Genomic DNA, 24,002 nt, shown 5'->3' with positions numbered 1-24,002 from the left:
GTCGCGTGCGGGCCGGGCGGCAACTCGCGGAGGCGGCTCACAGAGGCGGGGGAGCGGCGGGTCTGTCGTAGCCGTCTGTTGCAATAGCGCGCGTGGTGCGATCGGATAGCGCGGTGCGACTTGTTCGCCGGAACGCAGCGGCACCCAGGGCCAGGCTCTGGGGCGCCGAGGTGCGCGCGCTGTTCGAAGCCAACGCGGCCGTCGGCCCGATCCGGCCCGGCTGGCGGCCGTGGCAGGTACTCGGCGGTCCGGGCACCGGGAAGACCGCGCTGCTTGTCGACCTGGCGGCCGACCGGATCGCGGCCGGGGCTGATCCGGAATCGGTGCTGGTCCTGACCCATTCGAAACAGGCGGCGAGCGTGGTGCGTGACGCGGTCACCCGGCGCTTGGCCGGTCCGGACGGCGCCGAGGGCGGCGTGCCGGGCGCCACCAGGGAACCGCTTGTGCGCACCTTGCACTCCTATGCCTTCTCGGTGCTGCGCAGACATGCCCTCGCGCACGGCAATCCGCCGCCGCGTTTGCTGACCGGTGCCGAGCAGGACGCGGTCCTGCGGGAGATGTTGCGCGGCGACCTGACCGATATGGCCGCCGGGGCGACCGGGCTGTGGCCGGAACGACTCCGCCCCGCGCTCGGGCTCGCCGGATTCGCCGAACAGTTGCGCGACCTCATGTTGCGGGCCACCGAACGCGGACTGGGGCCCGAGGATGTGGTCCGCCTCGGCCGCGAGCACGACAGGCCGGAATGGGTCGCCGCGGGCAGATTCGCCATGCGTTACGAGCAGTCCATGCTGCTGCGCTGGTCGGTAGGTGTCGAGGCGCCGGAGGCCACCGCGCCCGCGCTCGACGCCGCGGAGTTGGTCGGCGCGGCCCTCGACGCGCTGGCCGGTGACGGCGAACTACTCGCCGCCGAACGCTCCCGGATCAGATATCTGCTGGTCGACGACGCGCAGCATCTCGATCCGCAGGCCGCGCTGCTGGTGCGTGTGATCGGCGACGCCGCCCACACCTCGGTCGTGGCCGGAGATCCGGATCAGGGCATCTTCACCTTCCGCGGCGCGGATTCGGCTTTCCTCACCGATCTCGACACCCCCTCCGGTCAGCGCATCGTGCTGCGCGAGAGTCATCGGGCGAGCGCGCCCGTGCGACTGGCTGTCGCTCGGATCGCGGCGAAATTGCCGGGCAGTGGTCCGCAGCGGTTCTCACCGCCCGCCGGGGATACGGGCACCCTCGACGGCGGCGCCGCCGTGCGGGTACGCGTCCTGGCCACCCCGGCCAAGGAGGCGGCGCTGATCGCCGACCACCTGCGGCGGGCGCATCTCACGGCCGGGGTGCCGTGGTCGGACATGGCGGTGATCGTTCGTTCCGTTCCGCTCTCGCTCGCACCGTTGCGGCGAGCGCTGCTCGCCGCCGGTGTCCCCGTGCAACAGCCCGCGCTCGACGTGCCGTTGGCCCGGCGGCGCGGCGCGGCGTGGATGCTGCTCGCATTGCGCGCGGTGCTCGCCACCGAACGCGGGCCGCGCGCCTCGGCCGAACTGTTCTCCGCCGAGGACGCGCTGGAACTCCTCGGAGGCCCGCTCGGCGGCGCCGACCAGATCAGCCTGCGGCGGTTGCGGCGCGGTATCCGGCGCAGTGTGCTCGATGCCGAACGCCGGGAGGCGAAAGCGGCCCGCGGCGTGGACGTTCCGGCCGACGACCCGGTGGAGCCCCCGCCGGAGGACGACGAACGCTACATCAGCGAATCCGATTGGGATCAGGCCGATTACGCCGCCGAACCGGACGCCGCGACCGAATACGACGGCGCGGTCCAGGTGGACGACGGGGAACCGGCAGGCGGCGAGCCGCGATGGCAGGCCGACGAATTCGATCGGTACGACGACGATGTCGACTGGGGTCTGGAAGCCGCGGCGCCCTCCGATTCGGGGGAACGGCGCTCCCGTACCGTGCCTGATCGGCCCGAATGGATCGACCATCTGTCCGAACGGGGTGATCCGGAATCCGAACGGGATGATGCGTCGTTCGTCGTGGACGGAGACGATCTCGTCACCGCGTCCGCGAACGCGGGCGAGGCCGACCCGTCCGAACGGGATGACGAGAGTGCCGATCGGAACTCGCTGATCAATCGCCCCTCCGCGGAAGTCCTGCGTGAACTTCTCGTCGGAGCGGATCTGCGCGACCTGCTGTCGGGCCTGACCGATGTCGAAGCGGCGCCGCTGAGACGCGTCGTCGACGCCTTGGACAAAGCCCGTAAGGCCAGAAGCGACGGCGCGGGTCTGGAGGACGTGCTGTGGGCGCTGTGGATCGCCTCGCGGCTGGAACGGCGCTGGGTCACCCAGTCCGAACGCGGCGGTGCGACGGGGATGCAGGCCGACCGGGATCTCGACGCCGCCGTCGGACTCTTCGACGCCGCGGCGGCCTATGTCGACAGGTTGCCGCGCGCGAGTATCGAAGGTTTCGTCGAATACCTTGTCCAGCAGGAGATTCCGCAGGGCACCGCACCGCTGACCGCGCCGGGTGAGGCCGTCGCGCTGCTGAGCGCGCACGCCGCGGCGGGCCGGGAATGGGATGTCGTCGCGGTGGCGGCCGTGCAGGAAGGTATCTGGCCCAACCCGCGTGCGCGCGGCACCCTGTTGCACACCGAGGATCTGGTGGATCTCACCGCCGGAATCGATCCGTCCGGCGATCGGGTGAGTCGCGCCGCGCCGATCCTGGCCGAGGAACGCCGACTGCTGCTCGTCGCCTGTAGCCGGGCCCGCCGGTCGCTGTTGGTGACCGCGGTCGAATCGGTCACGGGGGACCGGGATCTGGTGCCGTCCCGCTTCCTCGGTGAGTTGCTCGGTCACGACGACGACAGCGAACCCGGCGCCGTGCCGATCGCCGATCCCGGCCGCGCGCTGGTGATGCACGCGCTCGTCGCCGAATTGCGCGGGGTGGTCTGCGACGACGAGGCCGACCCCGACCGCAGGCAGCGCGCGGCCCACCAGCTGGCCCGGCTGGCGCAGGCGGGTGTGCCCGGCACCCACCCCGAGGAGTGGTACGGCACCGGCGACCTCAGCTCGCCGCGTCCGCTGTGGGGTGAGGACGAGACCTCTATCGCCTTGTCGCCGTCGACGGTGGAGATGCTGCGCACCTGCCCGCTGCGCTGGGCGCTGGAACGGCACGGCGGCACCGACGGCGACAACCCGCACGCGGTCAAGGGCAATCTGGTGCACACGCTGGTGCAGGCGCTCGCGGGCCGGGTCCCCGAGCCCCAAGTGCGAGCCGCGCTCGACCGGGCGTGGCAGGCCGTCGATCCCGGCACCGCGTGGCATTCGCGGCAGGAACTGCGCCGCACCGAGGCGATGCTGGAAACGTTCATGGCCTGGGTGCGCAACACCAGGGGTGAACTCACCCAGGCCGGTGTCGAGGTGAGTGTCGACTGCGAGTTGCCCGGCCGCACCGAGGACGAGGCCGCGGTCCGTATCAAGGGCCGGGTCGACCGGCTCGAACGCGACGCCTTCGGCCGCTTCGTCATCGTCGACGTGAAAACCGGGAAGTCGCCCATCACCAAACAGGCCGCCGCCGACCACGCCCAACTCGCCACCTACCAGGTCGCCGCCGCCTTCGGCGCGCTCGACCTGCACACGGACTCCGGCGACGCGGAATCCGACGGCGCCGATCCGTCCGGCGACCGGCCCGCCCCCGAGGGCGTCGAGCCGGGCGAACCGGGTGGTGCGCGCCTGGTCTACGTCGCCAAACCCAACGCCAAGGAGGGCGCGACCCAGCGCATGCAGGAACCCCTCGACGCCGAGGCGCTCGACTCGTGGCGCGGCACCATCCACGACGCCGCGACCTCGACCCGTGGCCCCAGCTATCTGGCCATGCGCAACGACGGTTGCCGCCACTGCGCCGTTTCCGGCAGCTGCCCCGTCCAGGACACGGGCAGGCAGGTCACCGACGAATGACCCCGCCCCACCCCGGCGAACCCGATCATCACGCGTACACGGCGGCACCCCGAGTCACGGGGTGCCGCGTCGCGGTGTGTGCCGGGGTCGCCGAGGGAAGGCGATGAGCCGGGTCACCCCACACCAACTCGCAGCGGCGTTGGGGTTGCCGCCGCCGACCGACGAACAGGCGGCGGTGATCGCCGCGCCCGCGGGTCCGACCCTGGTCGTCGCGGGCGCGGGCGCGGGAAAGACCGAGACGATGGCCGCGCGGGTGGTGTGGCTGGTCGCCAACCGGCAGGTGCTGCCCGAGCAGGTACTGGGGTTGACCTTCACCCGGAAAGCCGCGCAGCAGTTGACTTCCCGTATCCGCACCCGCCTCGCGCGGCTCGCGGGCGCGCCACTGCTGCGCGAACTCGATCCGACGGGGGAGTTGCGCACGCGATTGTCTGGCGCGGAACCCGAGATCAGCACCTACCACTCCTACGCGGGTCGGCTGCTGACCCAGCACGGCCTGCTGCTTCCGGTGGAACCGTCGGCGACCCTGCTCACCCAGACCCAGCTCTGGCAGCTCGCGCACCAGGTCGTGCGGACCTGGGACGGTGACCTCGACACCGAGCGGACCCCGGTGTCGGTGACCGAGGCGGTGCTGTCGCTGTCGGGTCAGCTGGCCGAACACCTGGTCGAGCCGGAACAGTTGGCCGAGGCGCACACCGAACTGGAGAAACTGGTGCACACCCTGCCCGCGGGCCCGCGCCAGCGCGGCGGTCCGAGCCAGTACCTGCGTGGATTGGTGCAGGTCCAGCGTGAACGCGTCGCCATGCTCCCGCTGGTCGACCAGCTCGCCTCCGCCCTGCGCCGTCGCGGCGCCCTCGATTTCGGCGCGCAGATGTCGCTGGCCGCCCGCCTGGCCGCCGACCACCCCGAGGTCGGCGCCGCCGAACGCGACCGCTTCCGTCTGGTGCTGCTCGACGAATACCAGGACACCGGCCACGCCCAACGCATCCTGCTCGCCGCCCTCTTCGGCGGCACGTCGACCTTTCCCGCCGCCCGCCGTCACTCCGCGCGCACGCCCGACAAGCACGGGGCGAACAGCGAACCGTCGGCGGTCAGCACCGAGGAGCCGCCGACCGTCACCCGGCCCGACACGTCCGAAAGCGGTGAGCGGCCACGGCTGGCGGTGACCGCCGTCGGCGATCCGATGCAGTCGATCTACGGGTGGCGCGGGGCCTCGGCGGCGAATCTGCCGCGGTTCGCGACCGATTTCCCCACCGCCCCCGGCGTTCCCGCGCCGACCCTGCCGCTGCTGACCAGCTGGCGCAATCCCCCCGAGGCGCTGGCGCTGGCGAATCTGGTCGCCGAACCCCTGCGGATCGGCGCCAGGGACAAGGGCGGGGTGACCGTCGACGCGTTACGTGCCAAACCGAACGCGGAACCGGGTGTCGTGGCCCTCGCGCTGACCGAAACCGTCGCGCAGGAGCGTGACTGGATCGCCGAGCGGATCGCCGCCGAATGGTCGGCGCGGCGCGGCGCGGGCGAGCCGCCGCCGACCTCCGCGGTGCTGGTGCGCCGCAACGCCGACGCGTCACCGTTGGCGGAGGCCCTGCGCGAGCGGGGGTTACCGGTGGAGATCGTCGGACTCGGCGGATTGCTCGCCACACCCGAGGTCGCCGATATCGTCGCGACGTTGCGACTGGTCGCCGAACCCTCGGCGGGCAGCGCCGCCGTTCGTATCCTGACCGGCGCGCGGTGGCGTATCGGCGTCACCGATATCGCCGCGCTGGCCCGCCGGGCCCGTGACCTGTCGATCAGCAGACTGTCGGGCGGGGAGACCACGGACATCACCGACAGCGCCACCCTCGCGCAGGCCCTGCGCGAGGTCGCGCCCGAACCGGCCGAACAGGCCGGGCTCGCTGACGCCATCGCCGATCCCGGTCCGCCCGAACAGTATTCGGAGACCGGATTCGCGCGCATCGAGGCGCTGGGGCGCGAGCTGTCGGCGTTGCGCGAGCGCAGCGCCCAACCGCTGGCCGAATTGGTCGCGGATGTGGAGCGCACCATCGGGGTCGGTGTGGAAACCCAGGCGCGCCGTGCGATGGCGGGAACCGGGGCCGGGCGCGAGCATCTCGACGCGTTCGCGGAGGTGGTCGCCGGGTACGCGGCGGATTCCGGGGCCTCGCTCGGCGGTCTGCTGGCCTTCCTCGCCGCCGCCGAATCGGTGGAGAACGGCTTGGAACCGGGCGAGATCGAGGTGGCGCGCGACCGCGTGCAGGTGCTCACGGTGCACGCCGCGAAAGGACTCGAATGGGAGGTCGTCGCCGTACCGCACGTCGTCCGCGGGCTGTTCCCCTCCGGCACCGCCTCCGGTACCTGGCTGGGCGCGCTCGCCGAACTGCCGACCACCCTGCGTGGTGACCGGATCCAGGACGACGCCGCCGAGGGCGTCCCCGTGCTCGACCTGACCGATCTCTACGATCGTTCGGATCTCGAACGCGCCGTCAAAGCGCACAAGGACGCCCTCGAACGCCGACGGATCGACGAAGAACGCCGACTCTTCTACGTCGCGCTCACCAGAACCGAACGCGTACTGCTGGTTTCGGCGCACCACTGGGCCGAAACCGGATCGACCCCCAAGGGGCCCTCCGATTTCCTGCTCGACCTGAAGAACGCGGGCGAAACCCCCGACGGCCCCGTCCACGGCGCACTCGACATCGCCCGCTGGGACGACCCCCCCGACGCCGAGGCCGTCAACCCCTTCACCGACAACCCGGCCAGCGCCGAATGGCCGCGCGACCCCCTCGGCCCGCGCCGACTCCCCATCGAACGCGGCGCCGCCCTGGTGCGCGCCGCCCTGGACGAACTCCGCACGCGGCCCCCCGCTCCGGCGAAGAAAGCGGGACGCGTCGGGACTGCGGCATCCGATCCGCTGCCCACAGCCGGAACCGCCTCCGCCGTTGCCCTCCCGCGGCGTGGCGTGCCGTCGGCGGACCCGCGCACGATGTCGGCCGGCCATCGGTCCGGTGACGACGCGGAATCGCTCGGTGCGGAATTCTCCACGCCCGCGGACCATCCGTACGAGGATTTCCGCGTTTCGCTCGATGAACACCGTCCCGGCGGCTACCCGTCGGCTGATCACCCGTCGGCGGAGAACCCGCCGGTCGGTCGGCCGGGCCGATACCCGCCACCCGACGACTACCCGGTCGAGGACTACCCACCCGACGAATTCGCGCCGGTGGACGACCCCTACCTGCACCACGACTTCCCGCTGGTCGATTTCGTCCCACCCGAGGACTACCTCACCGACGAGTACGCTCCGTTCCCCGACGATTTCGCACCCCCGCCCGACGACTACCTCCCGCCGGACGAATTCTCCGTCGACCCGAACGATCCCGACGGCTGGAACGCCGACGTCGACGCCCTGCTCGCGGAATTCGAAGCCGAGCGCGTCGCCACGCGGGAAGTGGAACTGCCGGGACAGATTCCGGCGACCGCGCTGGTGGAGATGCGCGCCGATCCGGCGAAACTGGCGCGGCGGCTGCGGCGTCCGCTGCCGTTCCCGCCGAATCCACTGGCCAGACGCGGCACGGCCTTCCACGCCTGGGTGCAGCGCTGGTTCAGCGGCACCCGGCTGATCGGCCTGGACGAGCTGCCTGGCGCGGACGGGCCGGAAACCGTCGACGGCGGCGTCGATGCCGAGCTGATCCGCATGCAGAACGCGTTCCTCGAGTCGCCGTGGGCACACCGAAGCCCGCTGGAGGTGGAGATCCCGTTCGAGACGTCGATCGCGGGCACGGTCATCAGGGGCAGGATGGACGCGGTGTTCGCCGAACCGGGCGGCGGCTGGGTCGTCGTCGACTGGAAGACCGGCGCCGAACCCGGTCCCGCCGACGAACCCGCGGTGGCCATGCAATTGGCGATCTATCGTCTGGCCTGGGCGCGCCTGATGGCGGCCAGGACCGGCCTGCCGGAAGCGGATGTCCTCGAAAAGATCGGCGCGGCTTTCCATTACGTGCGGTCGGGCCGCACCGTCGCCCCGGTGGAACTACCGGGGCCGGAGGAACTCGCCGAACTCATCCGCACATCGGCGCCACCGCGCGAGCCGACCGAGTGATGAACCGGCGCTCAGCGACGCGAGGATCGGGCGACCTTCAACGCCTGGGTGATCAGCGGGATCTGCAACGGCAGTCGCGCCACCGACCCGATCTTCATCGCCTGCGACGCCTTCTTGTTGTTGACCGTGTCGACGGTGAACTGCACGTTCGCCGGGAGTACCGCGATGAACAGCAGCGCGGCGAGGCGGCCGCCGACACCGCGGGTGCGCGGCACGGCGAGCGCCGCCGCGACGCCGATCTCGGCCACACCGGAGGCGTAGGTGTAATCGCGCGCCTTGCCCGGCAGCGATCGGGGCACGATCGAGTCGAAGAATTTCGGGGTGACGAAATGCATGACCCCGGCGCCGAACAGGAGCAGCGACAGCGCGAGAGCGGGACGCCGCCCCGCGTCCGATGTGTTTTCAGCCATACGGACACCCTGGCATCCATCGGTGTTCGCGTCGAGGCCGGGCGGTATCGCCGTAACGGAGTAGGCTCCCGTGCTGTGCCGGAGGTACAGGTAAAGCCGGAGTTGGCCGGTTCGATGAGCGGCAGGGGTGGTGGCACCGGTGTTGGGTGACTTCGGCGACAGGTCGCGCGCACTCGGATTGACCAGTCGTCCGGATTTCGCGCTGGTCGGCCTGCTTCGCATTCCCGAGACCCAGACCAGCCCGTGGGCTTCGCTGGTCCGGCGCGTCCTGTTCGCGATCGGACTGCTGTTCACCGCGGCGATGGTGGTCTACCTCGGTCGCGAGGGCTACCACGACAACGCGGGTGAGGACATCTCCTTCCTCGACGCGTTCTACTACTCCACGGTCTCGCTCTCGACCACCGGTTACGGCGATATCGCCCCGGTGTCACCCGAGGCCAGGCTCGCGAACATCATCATCATCACGCCGCTGCGGCTGCTGTTCCTCATCGTGCTCGTCGGTACCACCATCGGTGTGCTCACCGAGCGTTCCCGCCAGACATTCAAGATTCAGCGTTGGAGGCGCAGCGTGCGTAATCACACCGTGGTCGTCGGATACGGAACGAAAGGACGGACCGCGATCCACGCGATGATCGCCGACGGTGTGCAACCCGCTGATGTCGTGGTCGTCGACACCGACACCGTCGCGCTGGAGGCCGCGGGCAACGCGGGCCTGGTGACCGTGCACGGTTCGGCCACCCAGTCCGACGTGCTGCGATTGGCGAGCGTGCAGAACGCGGCGTCGGTGATCGTGGCCACCAACCGCGACGACACCGCGGTGCTCGTCACGCTGACCGCGCGGGAACTCAACAAGGCGGCCAAGATCGTCGTCGCCATCCGCGAGGCCGAGAACACCCATCTGCTGCGCCAGTCCGGCGCCGATTCGGTGGTGGTTTCCTCGGAGACGGCGGGCCGGTTGCTCGGCATCGCCACCACCACCCCCACCGTGGTCGAGATCATGGAGGATCTGCTCACGCCCGAACAGGGATTCGCGGTCGCCGAACGCGATGTGGAGCCGTCCGAGATCGGCGGCTCCCCGCGCCATCTCAGCGATATCGTGCTCGGTGTGGTGCGCAACGGTGACCTCATCCGCGTGGGCGAACCCGAGGTCGACGCCATCGAGAGCGGCGACAAGCTGCTCTATATTCGTCGCGTGCTCAAATGAGACTAGTGTCGAAGCGTGTCTTTCGACTTGAATGCCGTGCCGCTGCTGTCGCGTTCCGCCGTCGACCGGGCCGATACGCTCCGGGCCGATGACCAGGCTCTCAAGGAAGGCTGGAGCGAAGCACGGCTGCTCCGGCTGAACCGCAAGGGCCAGTTCCGCTTCGCCGAGGGCGCCCTGGTGCTGGAGTCCGCCGTCGAGTGGTCGGCCGAACCGAACCCCACCGCGGTTTTCCTCGGTATCGCCGAAGGAAGACATCTGTGGGCGGTGCGCGATACCGATCTCACCGGTGAACTGTCCGATCTGCGCATGCTCGCCGACGGGATCGACGACTTCACCGCGGGGGTGCTCACCTCCGCGCTCGCGCTGCTGAACTGGCACGACAGTGCCGGATTCCATGCCGCCGACGGGGTGGTGACCGAGCCGATCAAGGGCGGCTGGTCCCGCGTTACCGAGAACGGCGCCGAGGAGTTCCCGCGTCTGGACCCGGCGGTCATCTGCCTGATCCACGACGGCGGCGATCGCGCCCTGCTGGCCCGCCAGCACGCCTGGCCGCCGCGGCGGTATTCGATCCTCGCCGGTTTCGTGGAGGCGGGCGAATCGCTCGAACGGTGCGTGGAACGCGAGATGAAGGAAGAGGTGGGTCTCGACGTGCGCGATATCCACTACCTGGGCAGCCAGCCGTGGCCGTTCCCGCGCTCGCTGATGCTCGGTTTCGCCGCGGTCGCCGATCCCGAACAGCCGCTGGTCTTCTCGGACGGTGAGATCGCCGAGGCGCAGTGGTTCACCAGGGACGAGGTCAGAACGGCGCTGACAGACGGGGACTGGTCCGCGCGTGGGGAGGGTCCGCGACTGCTGCTGCCCGGTTCCATCTCGATCGCGAGGACCATCGTGGAATCCTGGGCCGCGCTGGACTGAACGTGACCGCGGCCGTATGCCCGTCGGGGATACGGCCGGGGCCGGGTGGGCTGGAACCGTTCTCGGGCGAGGGTTTCTCAGGCGAGGGTGGCGAGTACTTCTTTGACGGCGGCGAGCGACGGATTGGTCGCGGTGGAGCCGTCGGCGAATTTCACCGTCGGCACGACGTGATTGCCGTTGTTGACGCTCCCGACGAATTCGGCCGAGGCCGGATCCTGCTCGATATCGATCTCCACGTAGCTGATGCCCGATTCCTCGAGCTGCTTCTTCAGCCTCCGGCAGTAACCACACCAGGTGGTCGAGTACATGGTCAGGGCGGGGGTTGCGTCAGTCACCCAACCTTCAACACCTCGCGTGCCGATCCTGTTCCTGGGTCGCCGAAAATCGGCGATGTGCTTATCGATCGGCGAGCCCGGCCGAGCGTTCGCGGCGGAGCTGTCGGAGGGGGCTGCCATGATGGACGCCGTGCCCGCACTCGATCTCGCCGCCCTCGATCCCGAGCAGGCGGCCGCCGTCCGGGCGCCGCGCGGGCCGGTCTGCGTACTCGCGGGCGCCGGAACGGGTAAGACCAGGACGATCACCCACCGGATCGCCCATCTCGTCTCGGCCGGGCACGTGAAGGCCGACCAGGTGCTCGCCGTCACCTTCACCGCGCGCGCGGCGGGCGAGTTGCGCGGCAGGCTCCGCGGCCTCGGCCTGGGTGGCGAGGCGAATCAGGTGCAGGCGCGCACCTTTCACGCGGCGGCCCTGCGTCAGCTGAAATACTTCTGGCCGCAGGTCGTCGGTGATGTGCCGTGGCGTCTGATCGACAGCAAATTCCCGATCGTCGCGCAGGCGGCCAATCGCGCCGGACTCTCCTCGGCCACCGACAGTGTGCGCGATCTGCTCAGCGAGATCGAATGGGCCAAGGCCTCGCTCATCGCGCCCGAGGACTACCCGGCGGCCGCCGCCGCGCGCCATCGTGAACCGCCCTGCGACGCGCAGCGGGTGGCCGAGGTCTACGCGGCCTACGAATCGCTCAAGACCACACCGGACGGGCTACTGCTCGATTTCGACGATCTGCTGCTGCACACCGCGGCCGCGCTGGAGGACTATCCGGCGGTTGCCGAGGAATTCCGCGGGCGTTACCGCAGTTTCGTCGTCGACGAATACCAGGACGTCACCCCGCTACAGCAACGCGTACTCGGCGCCTGGCTCGGTGAGCGCGACGATCTGACCGTCGTCGGTGACGCCAACCAGACCATCTACTCCTTCACCGGCGCCACGCCGAGCTACCTGCTCGATTTCTCCCGCCGTTTCCCCGAGGCCACCGTGGTGCGGCTGGAACGTGACTACCGGTCGACCCCGCAGGTGGTCTCGCTGGCGAACCGGGTCATCGGCGCGGCGCGCGGCCGGATCGCGGGCACCAGGCTGCAACTGATCGGCCAGCGGCCCGACGGCCCGGAACCGATCTTCGCCGAACACCCCGACGTCCCGGCCGAAGCCGCCGCGGTCGCGAGCGAGATCCGCAGACTCGTCGACGGGGGCACACCCGCCTCCGAGATCGCGGTGCTGTACCGGATCAACGCCCAATCCGAGTCCTACGAGCAGTCGCTGACCGAAGCGGGACTTCCCTATCAGGTGCGCGGCGGCGAGGGGTTCTTCCAGCGCGCCGAGGTGCGCCAGGCCGTGTCGCTGCTGCGCCAAGCCGCCTCGCGCGAGGATCTGCCGGAGCAGTCGACGAGCGGTGAATCACTGGTCACGCTGGTCCGAGCGGTGCTGGCCCCGGTCGGGCTCACCACGACCGAGCCGACCGGCGCGCAGGCGAGGGAGCGCTGGGAGTCGCTGGTCGCGCTGGTCCGGCTGACCGAGGAACTGCTCGGCCAGGACGAGGGCCTCGATCTCCTCGGGTTGCTGCGCGAACTGGCCGCGCGCGCCGAGGCCAGGCATCCGCCGACCGTGCAGGGCGTCACGCTGGCCTCGCTGCACGCGGCCAAGGGACTGGAATGGGACGCGGTCTTCCTGGTCGGCCTCGCCGACGGCACCCTTCCGATCAACCACGTCATGGCCGACGACGGTTCGGTCGCCGATTTCGCGGCGTTGGAGGAGGAACGGCGACTGCTCTACGTCGGCGTCACCCGGGCCCGCGAATACCTGCGGCTGTCCTGGGCATTGGCGCGCACCGAGGGCGCGCGTCGGACCAGGCGCCGGTCCCGGTTCCTCAACGGCGTCGTCCCCGACGAATCGCCCGCGTCGCGGATCGCCGCGCCGGTGGTCGAGGCCAAGGGAATCAGGCCGACCTGCCGCATCTGCGCGAAACCGCTCATCGGTACCTACGCCACCATGCTCGGCCGCTGTCGTCGCTGTCCGGCCGAACTCGACGCCGTGCTCCTGGAGACGCTCAAGGAGTGGCGCAGCGAGAAGGCCGAAGCGCTGCGGGTGCGCGAATTCGTCGTCTTCACCGACACCACGCTCACCGCGATCGCCGAACAACTGCCCTCCGATGACGGCGCGCTCCAGGCGATTCCGGGGATCGGCGCGAAGAAGATCGTCCAGTACGGCGCGGATGTCCTAGCGATCGTCGCGTCGCGACGTCGATCCACATCACAAAACCGCAGGTAGAAAATATGTTGTCGGTTTCGCCGACATTGCATATGGTGGGAATCACGCACCGGGAGGTCATCTCGGCGCGCACAGTTCCGACAGATTTCGAGTACAGGAGGGAGGCAGACCGATGAACGGCATCGTGAATATCAGCGCTATCGACATGTTCGGTGGTGGCGTGCGCATGCCCATATCAGCCTCCCGGGGGGTCCTCGCTTTGCAGGGGACCGGTCTGTCCTTCGTAGGCGCTCTCGGCGGCGGGGCGAAAGTCTCGCGCACCCATCAGCCGATCTGCGCATCGATGCAGGACAAGACCAGCGGTAGCTGGCACCCGGAGGCCGTCGAGGTCCCCGGTGGCTTCGCGTTCGACACCGGATACGAGCAGGCATCCGCACTGCTGGAAAACCCGGCGGCCGATACGCAAGCAGCCCGCCTCCGCACCGCACACCCGGCGACCGTGATCAGGAATCGACACAGATGTCGATCTAGGTAGGGGACTCCCCGCACCTCCTGGCCACGGATCGCATCGAAGCGAAACCCGTGGCCATTTGTTTTAAGCGGCTCTTCAGCCGTTTGCCACCGGTTTCGTGGACAAAGTAACGAACCGCTGCAAACAAGCTGAAGGAGAACGACGTGTTCACCGCCGAGAGCTGGCCACAAGCCACTACTCACGTGACATGCCGAACCGTGGCACGGTCGACCCGCACCCGTGAGGTCAGCAAAGTCCTGCCCTGCCGGGCGGGGGATCCCGACCTCTGGTTCGCCGAGAGCCCCGCTCAACTGGAGCAGGCCAAGGCACTGTGCGAGTCCTGCCCGATCCGTAAGGGCTGCCTGAACGCGGCTCTGGATCGTGCTGAGCCCTGGGGTGTTTGGGGCGGTGAGATCTTCGACCAGGGTGTCGTGATCGCCCGCAAGCGTCCGCGCGGTCGTCCGCGCAAGGTCGCGATCTCCGCATGAGCGGGATCCGCGAACACACCCGGACACGGTTCACCGGGCCCATGATCACGCCGTGCGTCGCCATGGCGTGGATCGTGGGCCCGGAGCCGAGGTCTTTCCTCCCTCCGGTCGCTGAGGCCCCGTCATTGCCGCACCCCCACGGCGCCCAGGAACGAGAAAGCAGACCAGCCGCACACCGCGAGATCCGGTGTGTGGCTAGTTTGCGTTGTGCGACAAAGTCTTTCGCCACCGAGGCGGCCCGCTTCTTGTCGGCATGATCCACCGTGCCGAGAAGAAGCGCGCCGCCTCGACGCGAAGTATCGTCCGTGCCGCCGCTGTCAGCTGGCCGAGCGCTCCTCGCGGAGACCGGGCAGCCAGGTGTTGGCCAATTGCATGAACGGGATCTCGGCGTCGAGCTGGGCCAGGATGCCCACCGAGCCGCCGAGTACACGGAAGATCATCACGTGTTCGGCGGGAAGTTGCAGGGCGCGTGCGGTTTTCATCTCCGGGCTGGAGAAGTCCGACGCCTTGCCCGCCACCCGCTGCATCCACTTGCGGGTGAAGTGGAACGACTCGGTCCGGATCGGGTCGGTGAACGGACGCAGGTAGTCGGCGATCTCCTCGTCGGTGATCTCCCGGCCCGGAATGACCCATCCGTTCTCGTGGAGCAGGTCGGTCAGCTCGTCGAACCGTTCGTCGACGGCCAGCGACAGCATCCGGCCGAGCACGGCGGGGAACCCGTCGGGCAGCGGTGCGCAGGCGCCGAAATCGATGACGGCCAGTTTGCCGTCGGCGAGCATCATGAAATTGCCGGGGTGCGGGTCGGCATGCAGCAGGCCGACCGTCTCCGGCGAGGAGAAGTGGAACCGGCCCATCAGCAACGCGACCCGATTGCGCAGGTCGCGGGTGCCCTCCGGATCCCGCGCGCCGTCGGCGATGATCTTCGACACCGCCGTTCCGTCCAGCCATTCGGTGACGATCACCTTGGGCGCGGAGGCCACCACTTTGGGCACCACGATCTCCGGGTGACCGTCGAACGCCTTCGCGAAGGCGCGCTGGTTGGCGCCCTCGTTGCGGTAGTCGAGTTCTTCCTCGGTGCGTTCGGTGATCTCGGCCAGGATCGGTTTCACGTCGGCGCCGGGAATCACCGAGGAGATGAGGCCGGTCATCCTCGACAACGTCTTGAGATCGGCGCGCAACGCCTCGTCCGCCCCCGGGTACTGCACCTTCACCGCGACGGTCCGGCCGTCCGACCACACGGCCTTGTGCACCTGGCCGATACTGGCCGACGCCGCCGGGGTGTCGTCGAAGGTCTGGAAGCGCTGCCGCCACTGGGTGCCGAGCTGCTGGTCGAGCACCCGGTGCACCGTCGCGGCGGGCATCGGCGGCGCGGCCGCCTGCAACTTGGTCAGTGCCTCGCGGTAGTGCTCGCCGAATTCCTCCGGGACCGCGGCCTCCATCACGCTCAGCGCCTGGCCGAATTTCATCGCCCCGCCCTTGAGCTCGCCGAGCACGGTGAACAACTGCTCGGCGGCCTTCTGGTTCAGGTTCGCGCTGATCTCCGATCTGTCGCCCCCCGCCAGCCGCTTGCCGAAGCCGACTGCCGCGCGTCCGGCGATGCCGAGCGGAATCTTGGCCAGCTTGGCATTGCGGGACGAGCGGCGGCGCACAATCTCGGACACGTACCCATCATGGCGGAAGGGCCGGGGGGATCGCCATCGTAATGTGATCTCGGTCCCTGTCCGATCCATGGTCGCGACCCCGTTCACGCCGGTACGCCCGCCGAAACGGCGCGACATCCGCATTCCCCGTGCGGTGCCCAGTAGCGCTGCTGGATGAGATGGGAATCCAGATCCAGTTCGAGTGTGGTGTCCAGGGTCGCCGGGGTGCGCAGCGGCGAACAGGCCACGATCGACTCGACCTCGTTGAGCGCCAGCGCGGCGGTGGCGGCGATCGCGGCGGGTGCGGCGTGCCCGACCCGGCCGAGCAGTTGGGCAGCCAGATGCGGCCAATCCGCGTCGAGGTCGGATCGGGTCAGATCCGCGCAGCGCAGGCAACTGGTCTCCCCGGGCAGTACGAGCGGGCCGATGATGCCCTTGCCGTCGCGAATCCGTACTTGCAGATGCGGTATGCGATGCAGCACCAGCTCGCTCACCAGCTGGGGATCGGCGACCACGTCGTCGGCGAGGATGACCAGATCCGCTCGCCACGCGGCGCTCGCCGCGTCCGGCACCGGCCCGCGTGAGCGCGCGGGACGGATCGCCAGGCGGCGCAGACCCGTGGTCAGGGCGTCGGAGAGTGGACCGAGTCCGTGGAGCCGCACCGATCTGACCTGCCGTTCGCGGGTTCTCGGGTGCACGAGCAGTCCGGCCTCATCGATTTCGGTGAGCAGCGCCACCGCGCGATCGGCGGCGATGCCGTTCTCCCCGGCCTGCCAGATGATCTGCGGTCGGGTCTGCAAGCCGTCCAGTAGTCGGATGAAGGCGAGCACCGTCGCGGTGTCGAGACCGGGCGGGTCGATCAGCAGAGCTTTTTCCGGATCCCAGCCCAATTGCACCACCCCCGACGGGCGGACGAGGACCGTCACCCGTGGATTCAGCATCGGTCCCCGCGCAGGATTCGTTGTCATGCCGGAAGTATGCGGGTGCCCGGGTATCGCGAAGGGGGTGAATCCTGGGGTTATCCACAGGAATTCGCGTTGTTCACAGGGCAATTCTCGGACGTGTGATTGTCCAGGTCGGTGTCCGCGATCCATCCCGCGGCGATCCGACCGCGGCGACTACGCCTGGTAGAGCCGCTGGCATGGCAGGGGGCGCATTTCCCGGGTCACGCGATTGTCGACGCGCACCGCGCGGGCGGGCAGCAGTCTGCGCATCTCCGCGACGAAAGCGGCCGCCGCGGATTCCTCGGCCCGATAGTGCATCGTGGGAAGCCCCTCGATACCGGTCTCGACAGCTATGTGGCGTTCCATCACTTCGACCTCAGACCGTCATATGTCCATCGCGCCGAGCCGGTCGGGCCTCGGTCGTCTCCGAGCGCCGTGGCTGAACGTGTCAGCGAGAAGTTCGTTGGCATCACGCCTCCACATCGTCTGGTAGCTGGCTGGCTCTTGCTGGTTCGCTACTCACGGTAACACGGTTACCAACTCATGGGTACCTTTAGGCTCGGCAACTTGAAATGGACCATTGACCAGCACTTGTGACGAATGCTTCGACCCGAAGCGGATCGATCGGACCTCGGGTGACGTGGTTATCTATCGGTTAGCTGGATTCCGTGCGGTGCTCGGTGCTCGGTGCTCGGTGACGCACTCACCACCGATCGCGGGGATCGGACACCCTGAGTCGAGTTCGCCCGCGCCGAACTCGACCGCCTTCGGCAGTCGTCCGGCCACATCACATGCCGTGCTCCGGCCCACGCACACGAGCCGTCCCACACGTGCCGCTTCGCGCGGCGCGGCGATCACTCGCCGTCGTCGTCCTTCTTCTCGCGCGCCGCCCGCTCGGCGGCCTCGCGCGCCTCGGTCGCCGCCAACTGCGCCATCGGATCGTCGAAAGCGGTTGTGCCACCGCCGATCACCGAATCGATGAAACCCGCGGGCGAATCGAGGTCGTCGGAGTTGGGCAGCAGGTCGGGATGCGCCCACACACCGTCGCGGGCTTCCATTCCGGCGTCGGTGCTCAGCCGCCGCCACAGCGCGGCGGCCTCGCGCAATTTGCGCGGACGCAGTTCCAGACCGACGAGGGTGGCGAAGGTCTGTTCGGCGGGGCCGCCGGTGGCGCGGCGGCGGCGCAGGGTTTCGGCGAGCGCGCCCGCGCCGGGCAGACGTTCGCCGACGGCCTCGGTGACCACCACCTGCACCCAGCCCTCGATCAAGGCAAGCAGGGTCTCCAGACGTTCGAGCGCCTGCTTCTGTTCGGGTGTGGTCTGCGGCTCGAAGGTGCCCTTGGACAGCAGTTCCTCGAGTTTCGACGGGTCGCCGAGCGTCATCGGGTCGATGCCCTGGGCCGCTTCCTCCAGTGCGGAGAAATCCATCTTGATACCGCGCGCGTAGTCCTCGACCGCGCCGAGCACCTGCTGGCGCAGCCACGGCACATGCTGGAACAAGCGCTGGTGGGCGGCCTCGCGCGCGGCCAGGAACACCATGATCTCGCTCTCCGGCTGCTCCAGGCCCGCGCTGAACTCGGAGATCGCGGCGGGCAGCAGCGCGGCGGTGCTGCTAGGGCCGAGCGGCAGGCCGATATCGGTCGAGGTCAACACCTCTTTGGCGAGTTGGCCGAGAGCCTGGCCGAGTTGCGAGCCGAACGCGAGTCCGCCCATCTGGCCCAGCATCCCGACCATCGGGGCGGCGAATTCACGTGCCTCCTCCGGCAACTGCGAGGTCCACATACCCGAGATCTGCTCGGCGACCGGATCACACAGCCGTTTCCATGTCGGCAGCGTCTCCTCGATCCAGTCGTTGGGCGTCCAGGCGACAGTTCGACCCGCGCCGGCGGGCAGGGTGGTCGCACCGTCGAGCCACAGTTCGGCCAGGTGTGCGGCATCCGCGATCGCCTTGGCCGTGCTCTCCGAGACGGGCGTCACCGACGAACCGAGCTGCTGGCGGGCCAATCTCTTGGCGACGTCGTAATTGACCGGACCGGCCTGCGCCGACCCCGGCTGGCCCATCCCGCTGAGCATCTGTCCCAACTGGGTCAGCATCTGTCCCAGCTGCGACGGATCGAACCCGCCCGCGCCACCCGTCGCGAACCCGAACGGGTTGTTCGGATCGGCACCGCTCGGCTCCTCGCCACGCTTGCGCGCGTCGTCGTCATCGCGGTTCGAGAATCCGAATGGGAGGTCAGTCATACAGCTAACGTTACGCGGGCGACAGGCACGAACAAGGGATGGTGGCGTGGCTCGCGCCGGTGCGAGCGCGATGTTCGCGAGGGGCGAACGGGTGGACGCGCGGAGGCCGGAAAATCTGCCTGCGCCGCCCGTACGCGCGGCCGATCACTATGGTGGGCCTGGTGAATCGTCGGATCATGACCCTGGTGGCCGCCCTCGTCCCGGTGCTGATACTCGGTGTGATCGGCACCGTGGTCACCGTGCCGTATGTCGCGCTCGGTCCAGGACCCACCTTCAACACACTCGGCGAGGTCGACGGCAAACAGGTTGTCGATGTGCAGGGCGCGGCCGTCGATCCGACGACGGGTCACCTCAATATGACGACGGTCTCGGTGCGCGACGGCCTGAACCTGTTCGAGGCCTTCGGGTTCTGGGCCAGCGGCCAGCACGGACTGGTGCCGCGCGCCGAGGTCTATCCGCCCGGGGTGCCGCGCGAGGAGATCGACAAGTCCAACCAGCAGGATTTCAAGGATTCCGAGGGCAACGCCGAGGTCGCCGCCCTGCATTTCCTGAATCTGCCGACGGTGGTGCTCATCCGCAAGGTCGGTGACGGACCGGCCGCGGGAGTGCTCGAACCGGGTGACGAACTGATCAGCATCAACGGCGCGCCGATCGCCGCGCCCAAGGACGTGGTGACGGCGGCCTCGTCGCAGCCGCCCGGCAGTGAACTCACCGTGGCGTTCCGCCGCGGCGCGGGGGAGCAGACCGCCAAGATCGTGCTCGCCGCGCGCCCGGACGATCCGGCCAAGGGCTACCTGGGCGTCACCCCCGGCGAGGGCGCGCGCCCGCCGATGGAGGTCACCTTCAACCTCGCCGATATCGGCGGTCCGTCGGCCGGGCTCATGTTCAGCCTCGCGCTGATCGACAAACTCAGCCCGGGGGAACTCGACGGCGGCAAATTCGTGGCGGGTACCGGAACCATCGATCAGGACGGCAAGGTCGGGCCGATCGGCGGCATCCAGTACAAGATGATGGCCGCGCGCGAGGTCGGCGCCGAGACATTCCTTGTTCCCGCCGCGAACTGCAACGAGGCCAGGCAGCGAACGCCGGAGGGATTGCGGCTGGTCAAGGTCGAGAATCTGGGCGGCGCGGTGAAATCCCTCGATGACATCAGCGCGGGCCGCGAGACCGTGAGCTGCGGCTGAGGAACCGGGCCGTCAGTCGAAGGTGTTGTGCAGCGCCTCGACCAGGTTGGGCGCGAGGTTGGGATAGGTGAGCAGATCGAGGTCGGCGAATTCCTCGTCGTCCTCGGGGCGCAGTTGCAGCAGGCACAGCGACGCGCCATCACGCAGTACCGCCGCGAGCAGCCGAGCCTCCCTGCGTTCGGGATGTGATTCGGCCGCCGCGCGGGCCGCGGCGTCGGCGGCGTCGTGATCGGCGAGCAGCGGGGCGAGCGCGTCGTCGAGGGTGCTCTCGGCGTCCGGCGGCAGCACGACGATCTCCTGGACCAGCACACACCCCTGGACCGCGGGCGGCCATGTCGTGGTCGCGAGGAATTCGTCCAACGCCATCGATCCACCGGTGATGTCCTCCGGGAACGCTTCCTGGGCGATCGGGGTGAGTTCGTTTCCCTGATCGAGCTGATCGATCAGTCCGGGTTCGGCGGCGACCAGATCGGTCGTCGGTACCAGCGCGAACATCTGCGGGGGGTTGCCCCAGCCTTCGGCGTCGGCGAATTCCGCCACCTCACGGACGGAGCGGGCGAGGACGAGTTCGGCGTGCAGGTCAGCGGTCACGCAAACATCCTCGCATCACCCCGGGACCGGCCGTGGCGGGACTCGGCGACTCGGTCGCCCGCCGCCCCGATGACGCCCGCGGAATCGTATTTCCGATGCTGAACAAGGTCACCGAGCCCATTCGATGTCCGTTTCCGTAGAGTGGCCCCAGATGGTCCGCACAGGATCACCCGCATCAATCGGACTGCGGTGCATCGCCCGGCAACGGAGCGGACGCCGCCGGACCTTGGAGAGTGGCATCGTGGGCATGCGGCCCCCCACCGGCTTACCTTCGTTGTCCCGCCGCAGCCGAGTGCTGCTCGTGGCAGCCGTCGTCATCGCGGCATTGCTGCTGCTGGGACCGCGGCTGACCGACGCCTATACCAATTGGTTGTGGTTCGGCGAGGTCGGCTTTCGAAATGTCTATCTGACGGTCGTGCGCAGTCGCGTCATCCTGTTCGCGGCGGTGGCGATCTTCGTCGGCCTCGTGGTGTGGCTGGCGTTGCTGCTCGCCTACCGGACCCGGCCGGTCTTCATCCCGGTCGCCGGGCCGAACGATCCGATCGCCCGCTACCGGACCACCGTGATGAGCAGGCTGCGCCTGTTCGGCATCGGCATCCCGGTGGTCATCGGCGTGCTGTCCGGCCTGGTCGCGCAGTCGAACTGGGTCGTGCTGCAACTGTTCCTCAACGGCGGGGATTTCGGCCAGCAGGATCCGCAGTTCGGCCTCGACGTCGGCTTCTACGCCTTCGACCTGCCGTTCTACCGCATGGTCCTGAACTGGCTGTTCGTCTCCATCGTCATCGCGTTCTTCGCGAATCTGGTCACCCACTACATCTTCGGCGGACTGCGCCTGAGCGGCCGCGAGGGCACGCTGACCCGGCCCGCGCGCATCCAGCTCGCGGTGCTCGCCGGAACCTTCGTGCTGCTCAAGGCGGTCGCCTACTGGTTCGACCGCTACGACCTGCTGATGAGCAGCCGCAAGGAACCGACCTTCACCGGCGGTTCGTTCACCGATATCAACGCGGTGCTGCCGGGCAAACTGATCCTGCTGTCCATCGCGGTCATCTGCGCCATCGCGTTCTTCGCGGGCATCGTGCTGCGTGATCTGCGGGTGCCCGCCATGGCGGCGGCGCTGCTCGTGCTCTCCTCGATCCTGGTCGGCGCGGTGTACCCGCTGATCGTCGAACAGTTCTCGGTGCGCCCGAACGCCGCGGACAAGGAAAGCGAATACATCGAGCGCAATATCGCCGCTACCAGGCAGGCGTACGGGATCACCGACGACAAGATCGAATACAAGGATTACCGGGGCGAGAGCCGCAAATCCCCGCTGGAGATCCCGGTCGACGCGGCCACCATCGGCAACGCCAGGCTGCTCGACCCGAATATCCTGTCGCCGACGTTCACCCAGTTGCAGCAGCTGAAGAACTTCTACGGCTTCCCCGAGTCGCTCGACATCGACCGTTACACCCTCAACGGCGACGTGCAGGATTTCATCGTCGCGGCGCGCGAACTGCATCCCGCGGCGTTGAGCGGCAACCAGACCGACTGGATCAACAAGCACACCGTCTACACCCACGGCAACGGTTTCGTCGCCGCGCCCGCCAACCGCGTCAACAAGCCGCAGTCGGAGGATCCGAACGCGACCGGCGGCAGCAGTGACAGCGGCTACCCGATCTTCATGGTCAGCGATCTGTCGACCGCGGCGGACCGGCAGCGAATCAAGGTCGAACAGCCGCGCGTCTACTACGGCGAGCTGATCTCGCAGTCGAATCCCGACTACGCGATCGTCGGCGCCGTCGACGGCCAGAACCCGCGCGAGTACGACTCCGACACGGCGTCCTACACCTACGAGGGCGCGGGCGGGGTTTCGATCGGCAACTGGTTCAACCGGCTCGCCTTCGCCGCCAAGTACGCCGAGCGCAACATTCTGTTCTCCTCGGCCATCGGCGACGATTCCAAGATCATCTTCAATCGCAGCCCGAAGGAGCGCGTGCAGAAGGTGGCGCCGTGGCTGACCACCGACGGCAATACCTACCCCGCCGTCGTCGGCGGCCGGATCGTCTGGATCGTCGACGCCTACACCACGCTCGACAACTACCCGTACGCGCAGACCACCTCGCTCGACGGCGCGGTCGAGGACAGCATCGACAAGAAGACCGGACGGTTGCTGCCTCGCAAGGAGGTCAGCTACATCCGCAACTCGGTCAAGGCCACCGTCGACGCCTACGACGGCACGGTGACCCTCTACGAGACCGATTCCTCCGATCCGGTGTTGCAGGCGTGGCGCGGAGTGTTCCCCGGAGCCGTCAAGCCCGAAAGTGACATCTCGCCCGAGTTGCGCGCGCACTTCCGGTATCCAGAGGATCTGTTCAAGGTCCAGCGCGAGATGTTGACGAAGTACCACGTGGACAACCCGCGCGAGTTCTTCACCAACAACGCCTTCTGGTCGGTGCCCGCCGATCCCACCGTCGAGGCCCAGGGCGGCGGCACGTTCAACCAGCCGCCGTACTACGTGCTGCTCGGCGACGCCGCGACGAACAAACCGGTGTTCAACCTGACCAGTGCGATGGTCGGCTACAACCGGCAGTTCCTCTCCGCGTACATCTCGGTGCGGTCCGACCCCGACGGGTACGGCAAGTTCACGATTCTGCAATTGCCGACCGACACCCAGACCCAGGGTCCACAGCAGACGCAGAACAGTATGACGACCGCGGATCAGGTATCTCGCGAGAAAACCCTGCTGTCCAATTCCAACAAGATCAAATACGGCAATCTGCTGACCCTGCCGATCGCCGACGGCGGCATCCTCTACGTGGAACCGTTCTACAACGAACGCAATACCGGCCCGACCACGTCCACCTTCCCGCAGTTGCTTCGCGTGCTCGTCAGCTATCGCGACGAGGCGGGCAGTGTGAAGGTCGGCTATGCCGCGACACTCGCCGAGGCGCTGAACCAGTTGCTCCCCGGTGCGGGGGCGTTGGCGACCCCGTTCGGCGGCGATCCCGCGACCAGGCCGAAACCGGGGACCGTGCCACAGGTCACCGAACCCACCCAGCCGCCGCAGTCGGGCGGTACCCCGCCCACGACCGGCACCGTCACTCCACCGACCGGTTCCTCGCCGGCCAAGGACGCGGCTGCCGCCGAGTTGAACAGGAAACTGGAGGCGGTGCGCACCGCCATGCGCACCGGTAACTTCCAGGACTTCGGTAAGGCGCTCGACGAACTGGAGGCCGCGGTCAAGGCCTACCAGGAGGCCGGTCGCTGATCCGGAGGCGAACACAGAACGGCGCCGCTATCTCCCAGTGATAGCGGCGCCGTTCC

At 68.7% G+C, this 24,002-nt stretch carries 16 protein-coding genes; 9 read left to right on the top strand and 7 right to left on the bottom strand.

All coding sequences use genetic code 11. The annotated features are described in order from the left end of the window. Positions 1–95 precede the first annotated feature (95 nt). Both DAT37_RS30655 and DAT37_RS30650 read left to right on the top strand, forming a co-directional pair. Positions 96–3,941, top strand: a complete 3,846-nt coding sequence (locus DAT37_RS30655; RefSeq protein WP_109528596.1) for an ATP-dependent helicase — start codon at positions 96–98, stop codon at positions 3,939–3,941. 103 nt (positions 3,942–4,044) lie between these two features. Next, positions 4,045–8,031 carry an ATP-dependent helicase gene (locus tag DAT37_RS30650; protein WP_232840092.1) on the top strand — a complete coding sequence of 1,329 codons (3,987 nt, stop codon included), beginning with the start codon at positions 4,045–4,047 and terminating at the stop codon, positions 8,029–8,031. Between the two features lie 11 nt (positions 8,032–8,042). Here the strand turns inward: DAT37_RS30650 and DAT37_RS30640 are convergent, their stop codons facing one another. After that, positions 8,043–8,441 (bottom strand): DoxX family protein, encoded by a 399-nt coding sequence (locus DAT37_RS30640; protein ID WP_109528332.1) that lies wholly within the window; start codon positions 8,439–8,441, stop codon positions 8,043–8,045. A gap of 139 nt (positions 8,442–8,580) precedes the next feature. Between DAT37_RS30640 and DAT37_RS30635 the strand changes: the two genes are divergently transcribed. Next, positions 8,581–9,645: a potassium channel family protein gene (locus tag DAT37_RS30635; protein WP_109528595.1), complete on the top strand. Its 1,065-nt coding sequence runs from the start codon at positions 8,581–8,583 to the stop codon at positions 9,643–9,645. Between the two features lie 15 nt (positions 9,646–9,660). Beyond that, a complete protein-coding gene (nudC, locus tag DAT37_RS30630) occupies positions 9,661–10,560 on the top strand; it encodes an NAD(+) diphosphatase (RefSeq protein WP_109528331.1) in 900 nt (299 codons plus the stop codon). Between the two features lie 77 nt (positions 10,561–10,637). Here nudC and DAT37_RS30625 read toward each other — a convergent pair whose 3' ends face one another. Beyond that, positions 10,638–10,868, bottom strand: a complete 231-nt coding sequence (locus DAT37_RS30625; protein ID WP_109528594.1) for a mycoredoxin — start codon at positions 10,866–10,868, stop codon at positions 10,638–10,640. A gap of 145 nt (positions 10,869–11,013) precedes the next feature. Between DAT37_RS30625 and DAT37_RS30620 the strand changes: the two genes are divergently transcribed. The 3 genes from DAT37_RS30620 (at position 11,014) to DAT37_RS30610 (ending at position 14,100) form a co-directional block, all read left to right on the top strand. Next, positions 11,014–13,161 carry an ATP-dependent DNA helicase UvrD2 gene (locus tag DAT37_RS30620; protein WP_109528330.1) on the top strand — a complete coding sequence of 716 codons (2,148 nt, stop codon included), beginning with the start codon at positions 11,014–11,016 and terminating at the stop codon, positions 13,159–13,161. A gap of 112 nt (positions 13,162–13,273) precedes the next feature. Continuing rightward, the gene (locus DAT37_RS30615; RefSeq protein WP_109528329.1) at positions 13,274–13,636 is read left to right on the top strand and encodes a hypothetical protein; all 363 of its coding nucleotides are present in this window, start codon (positions 13,274–13,276) and stop codon (positions 13,634–13,636) included. 194 nt (positions 13,637–13,830) lie between these two features. After that, entirely contained in the window at positions 13,831–14,100 is a 270-nt protein-coding gene (locus DAT37_RS30610; RefSeq protein ID WP_269814817.1) for a WhiB family transcriptional regulator, read from the top strand. 317 nt (positions 14,101–14,417) lie between these two features. Here DAT37_RS30610 and DAT37_RS30605 read toward each other — a convergent pair whose 3' ends face one another. The 4 genes from DAT37_RS30605 to DAT37_RS30590 form a co-directional block, all read right to left on the bottom strand. Continuing rightward, positions 14,418–15,761 (bottom strand): ABC1 kinase family protein, encoded by a 1,344-nt coding sequence (locus tag DAT37_RS30605; RefSeq protein ID WP_109528593.1) that lies wholly within the window; start codon positions 15,759–15,761, stop codon positions 14,418–14,420. Between the two features lie 83 nt (positions 15,762–15,844). Next, the gene (locus DAT37_RS30600) at positions 15,845–16,708 is read right to left on the bottom strand and encodes a hypothetical protein (protein ID WP_109528327.1); all 864 of its coding nucleotides are present in this window, start codon (positions 16,706–16,708) and stop codon (positions 15,845–15,847) included. A gap of 150 nt (positions 16,709–16,858) precedes the next feature. Next, positions 16,859–17,050 carry a hypothetical protein gene (locus DAT37_RS30595; RefSeq protein WP_109528326.1) on the bottom strand — a complete coding sequence of 64 codons (192 nt, stop codon included), beginning with the start codon at positions 17,048–17,050 and terminating at the stop codon, positions 16,859–16,861. A gap of 488 nt (positions 17,051–17,538) precedes the next feature. Beyond that, the gene (locus DAT37_RS30590; protein ID WP_109528325.1) at positions 17,539–18,924 is read right to left on the bottom strand and encodes a zinc-dependent metalloprotease; all 1,386 of its coding nucleotides are present in this window, start codon (positions 18,922–18,924) and stop codon (positions 17,539–17,541) included. 161 nt (positions 18,925–19,085) lie between these two features. Here DAT37_RS30590 and DAT37_RS30585 point away from each other — a divergent pair, with 161 nt between their 5' ends. Further along, the gene (locus DAT37_RS30585) at positions 19,086–20,108 is read left to right on the top strand and encodes a YlbL family protein (protein ID WP_198654507.1); all 1,023 of its coding nucleotides are present in this window, start codon (positions 19,086–19,088) and stop codon (positions 20,106–20,108) included. Positions 20,109–20,120: 12 nt separating this feature from the next. Here the strand turns inward: DAT37_RS30585 and DAT37_RS30580 are convergent, their stop codons facing one another. Beyond that, on the bottom strand, positions 20,121–20,699 hold the full coding sequence (locus DAT37_RS30580; protein WP_109528323.1) for a PPA1309 family protein: 579 nt from the start codon (positions 20,697–20,699) through the stop codon (positions 20,121–20,123). Between the two features lie 241 nt (positions 20,700–20,940). Here DAT37_RS30580 and DAT37_RS30575 point away from each other — a divergent pair, with 241 nt between their 5' ends. Then, the gene (locus tag DAT37_RS30575) at positions 20,941–23,946 is read left to right on the top strand and encodes a UPF0182 family protein (protein ID WP_109528592.1); all 3,006 of its coding nucleotides are present in this window, start codon (positions 20,941–20,943) and stop codon (positions 23,944–23,946) included. Positions 23,947–24,002 lie beyond the last annotated feature (56 nt).

Origin of the sequence: Nocardia aurea (assembly GCF_003123685.1) — a bacterium.
Classification (GTDB): Bacteria; Actinomycetota; Actinomycetes; order Mycobacteriales; family Mycobacteriaceae; genus Nocardia; species Nocardia aurea.
This window is presented reverse-complemented; position numbering and strand designations above follow the sequence as displayed.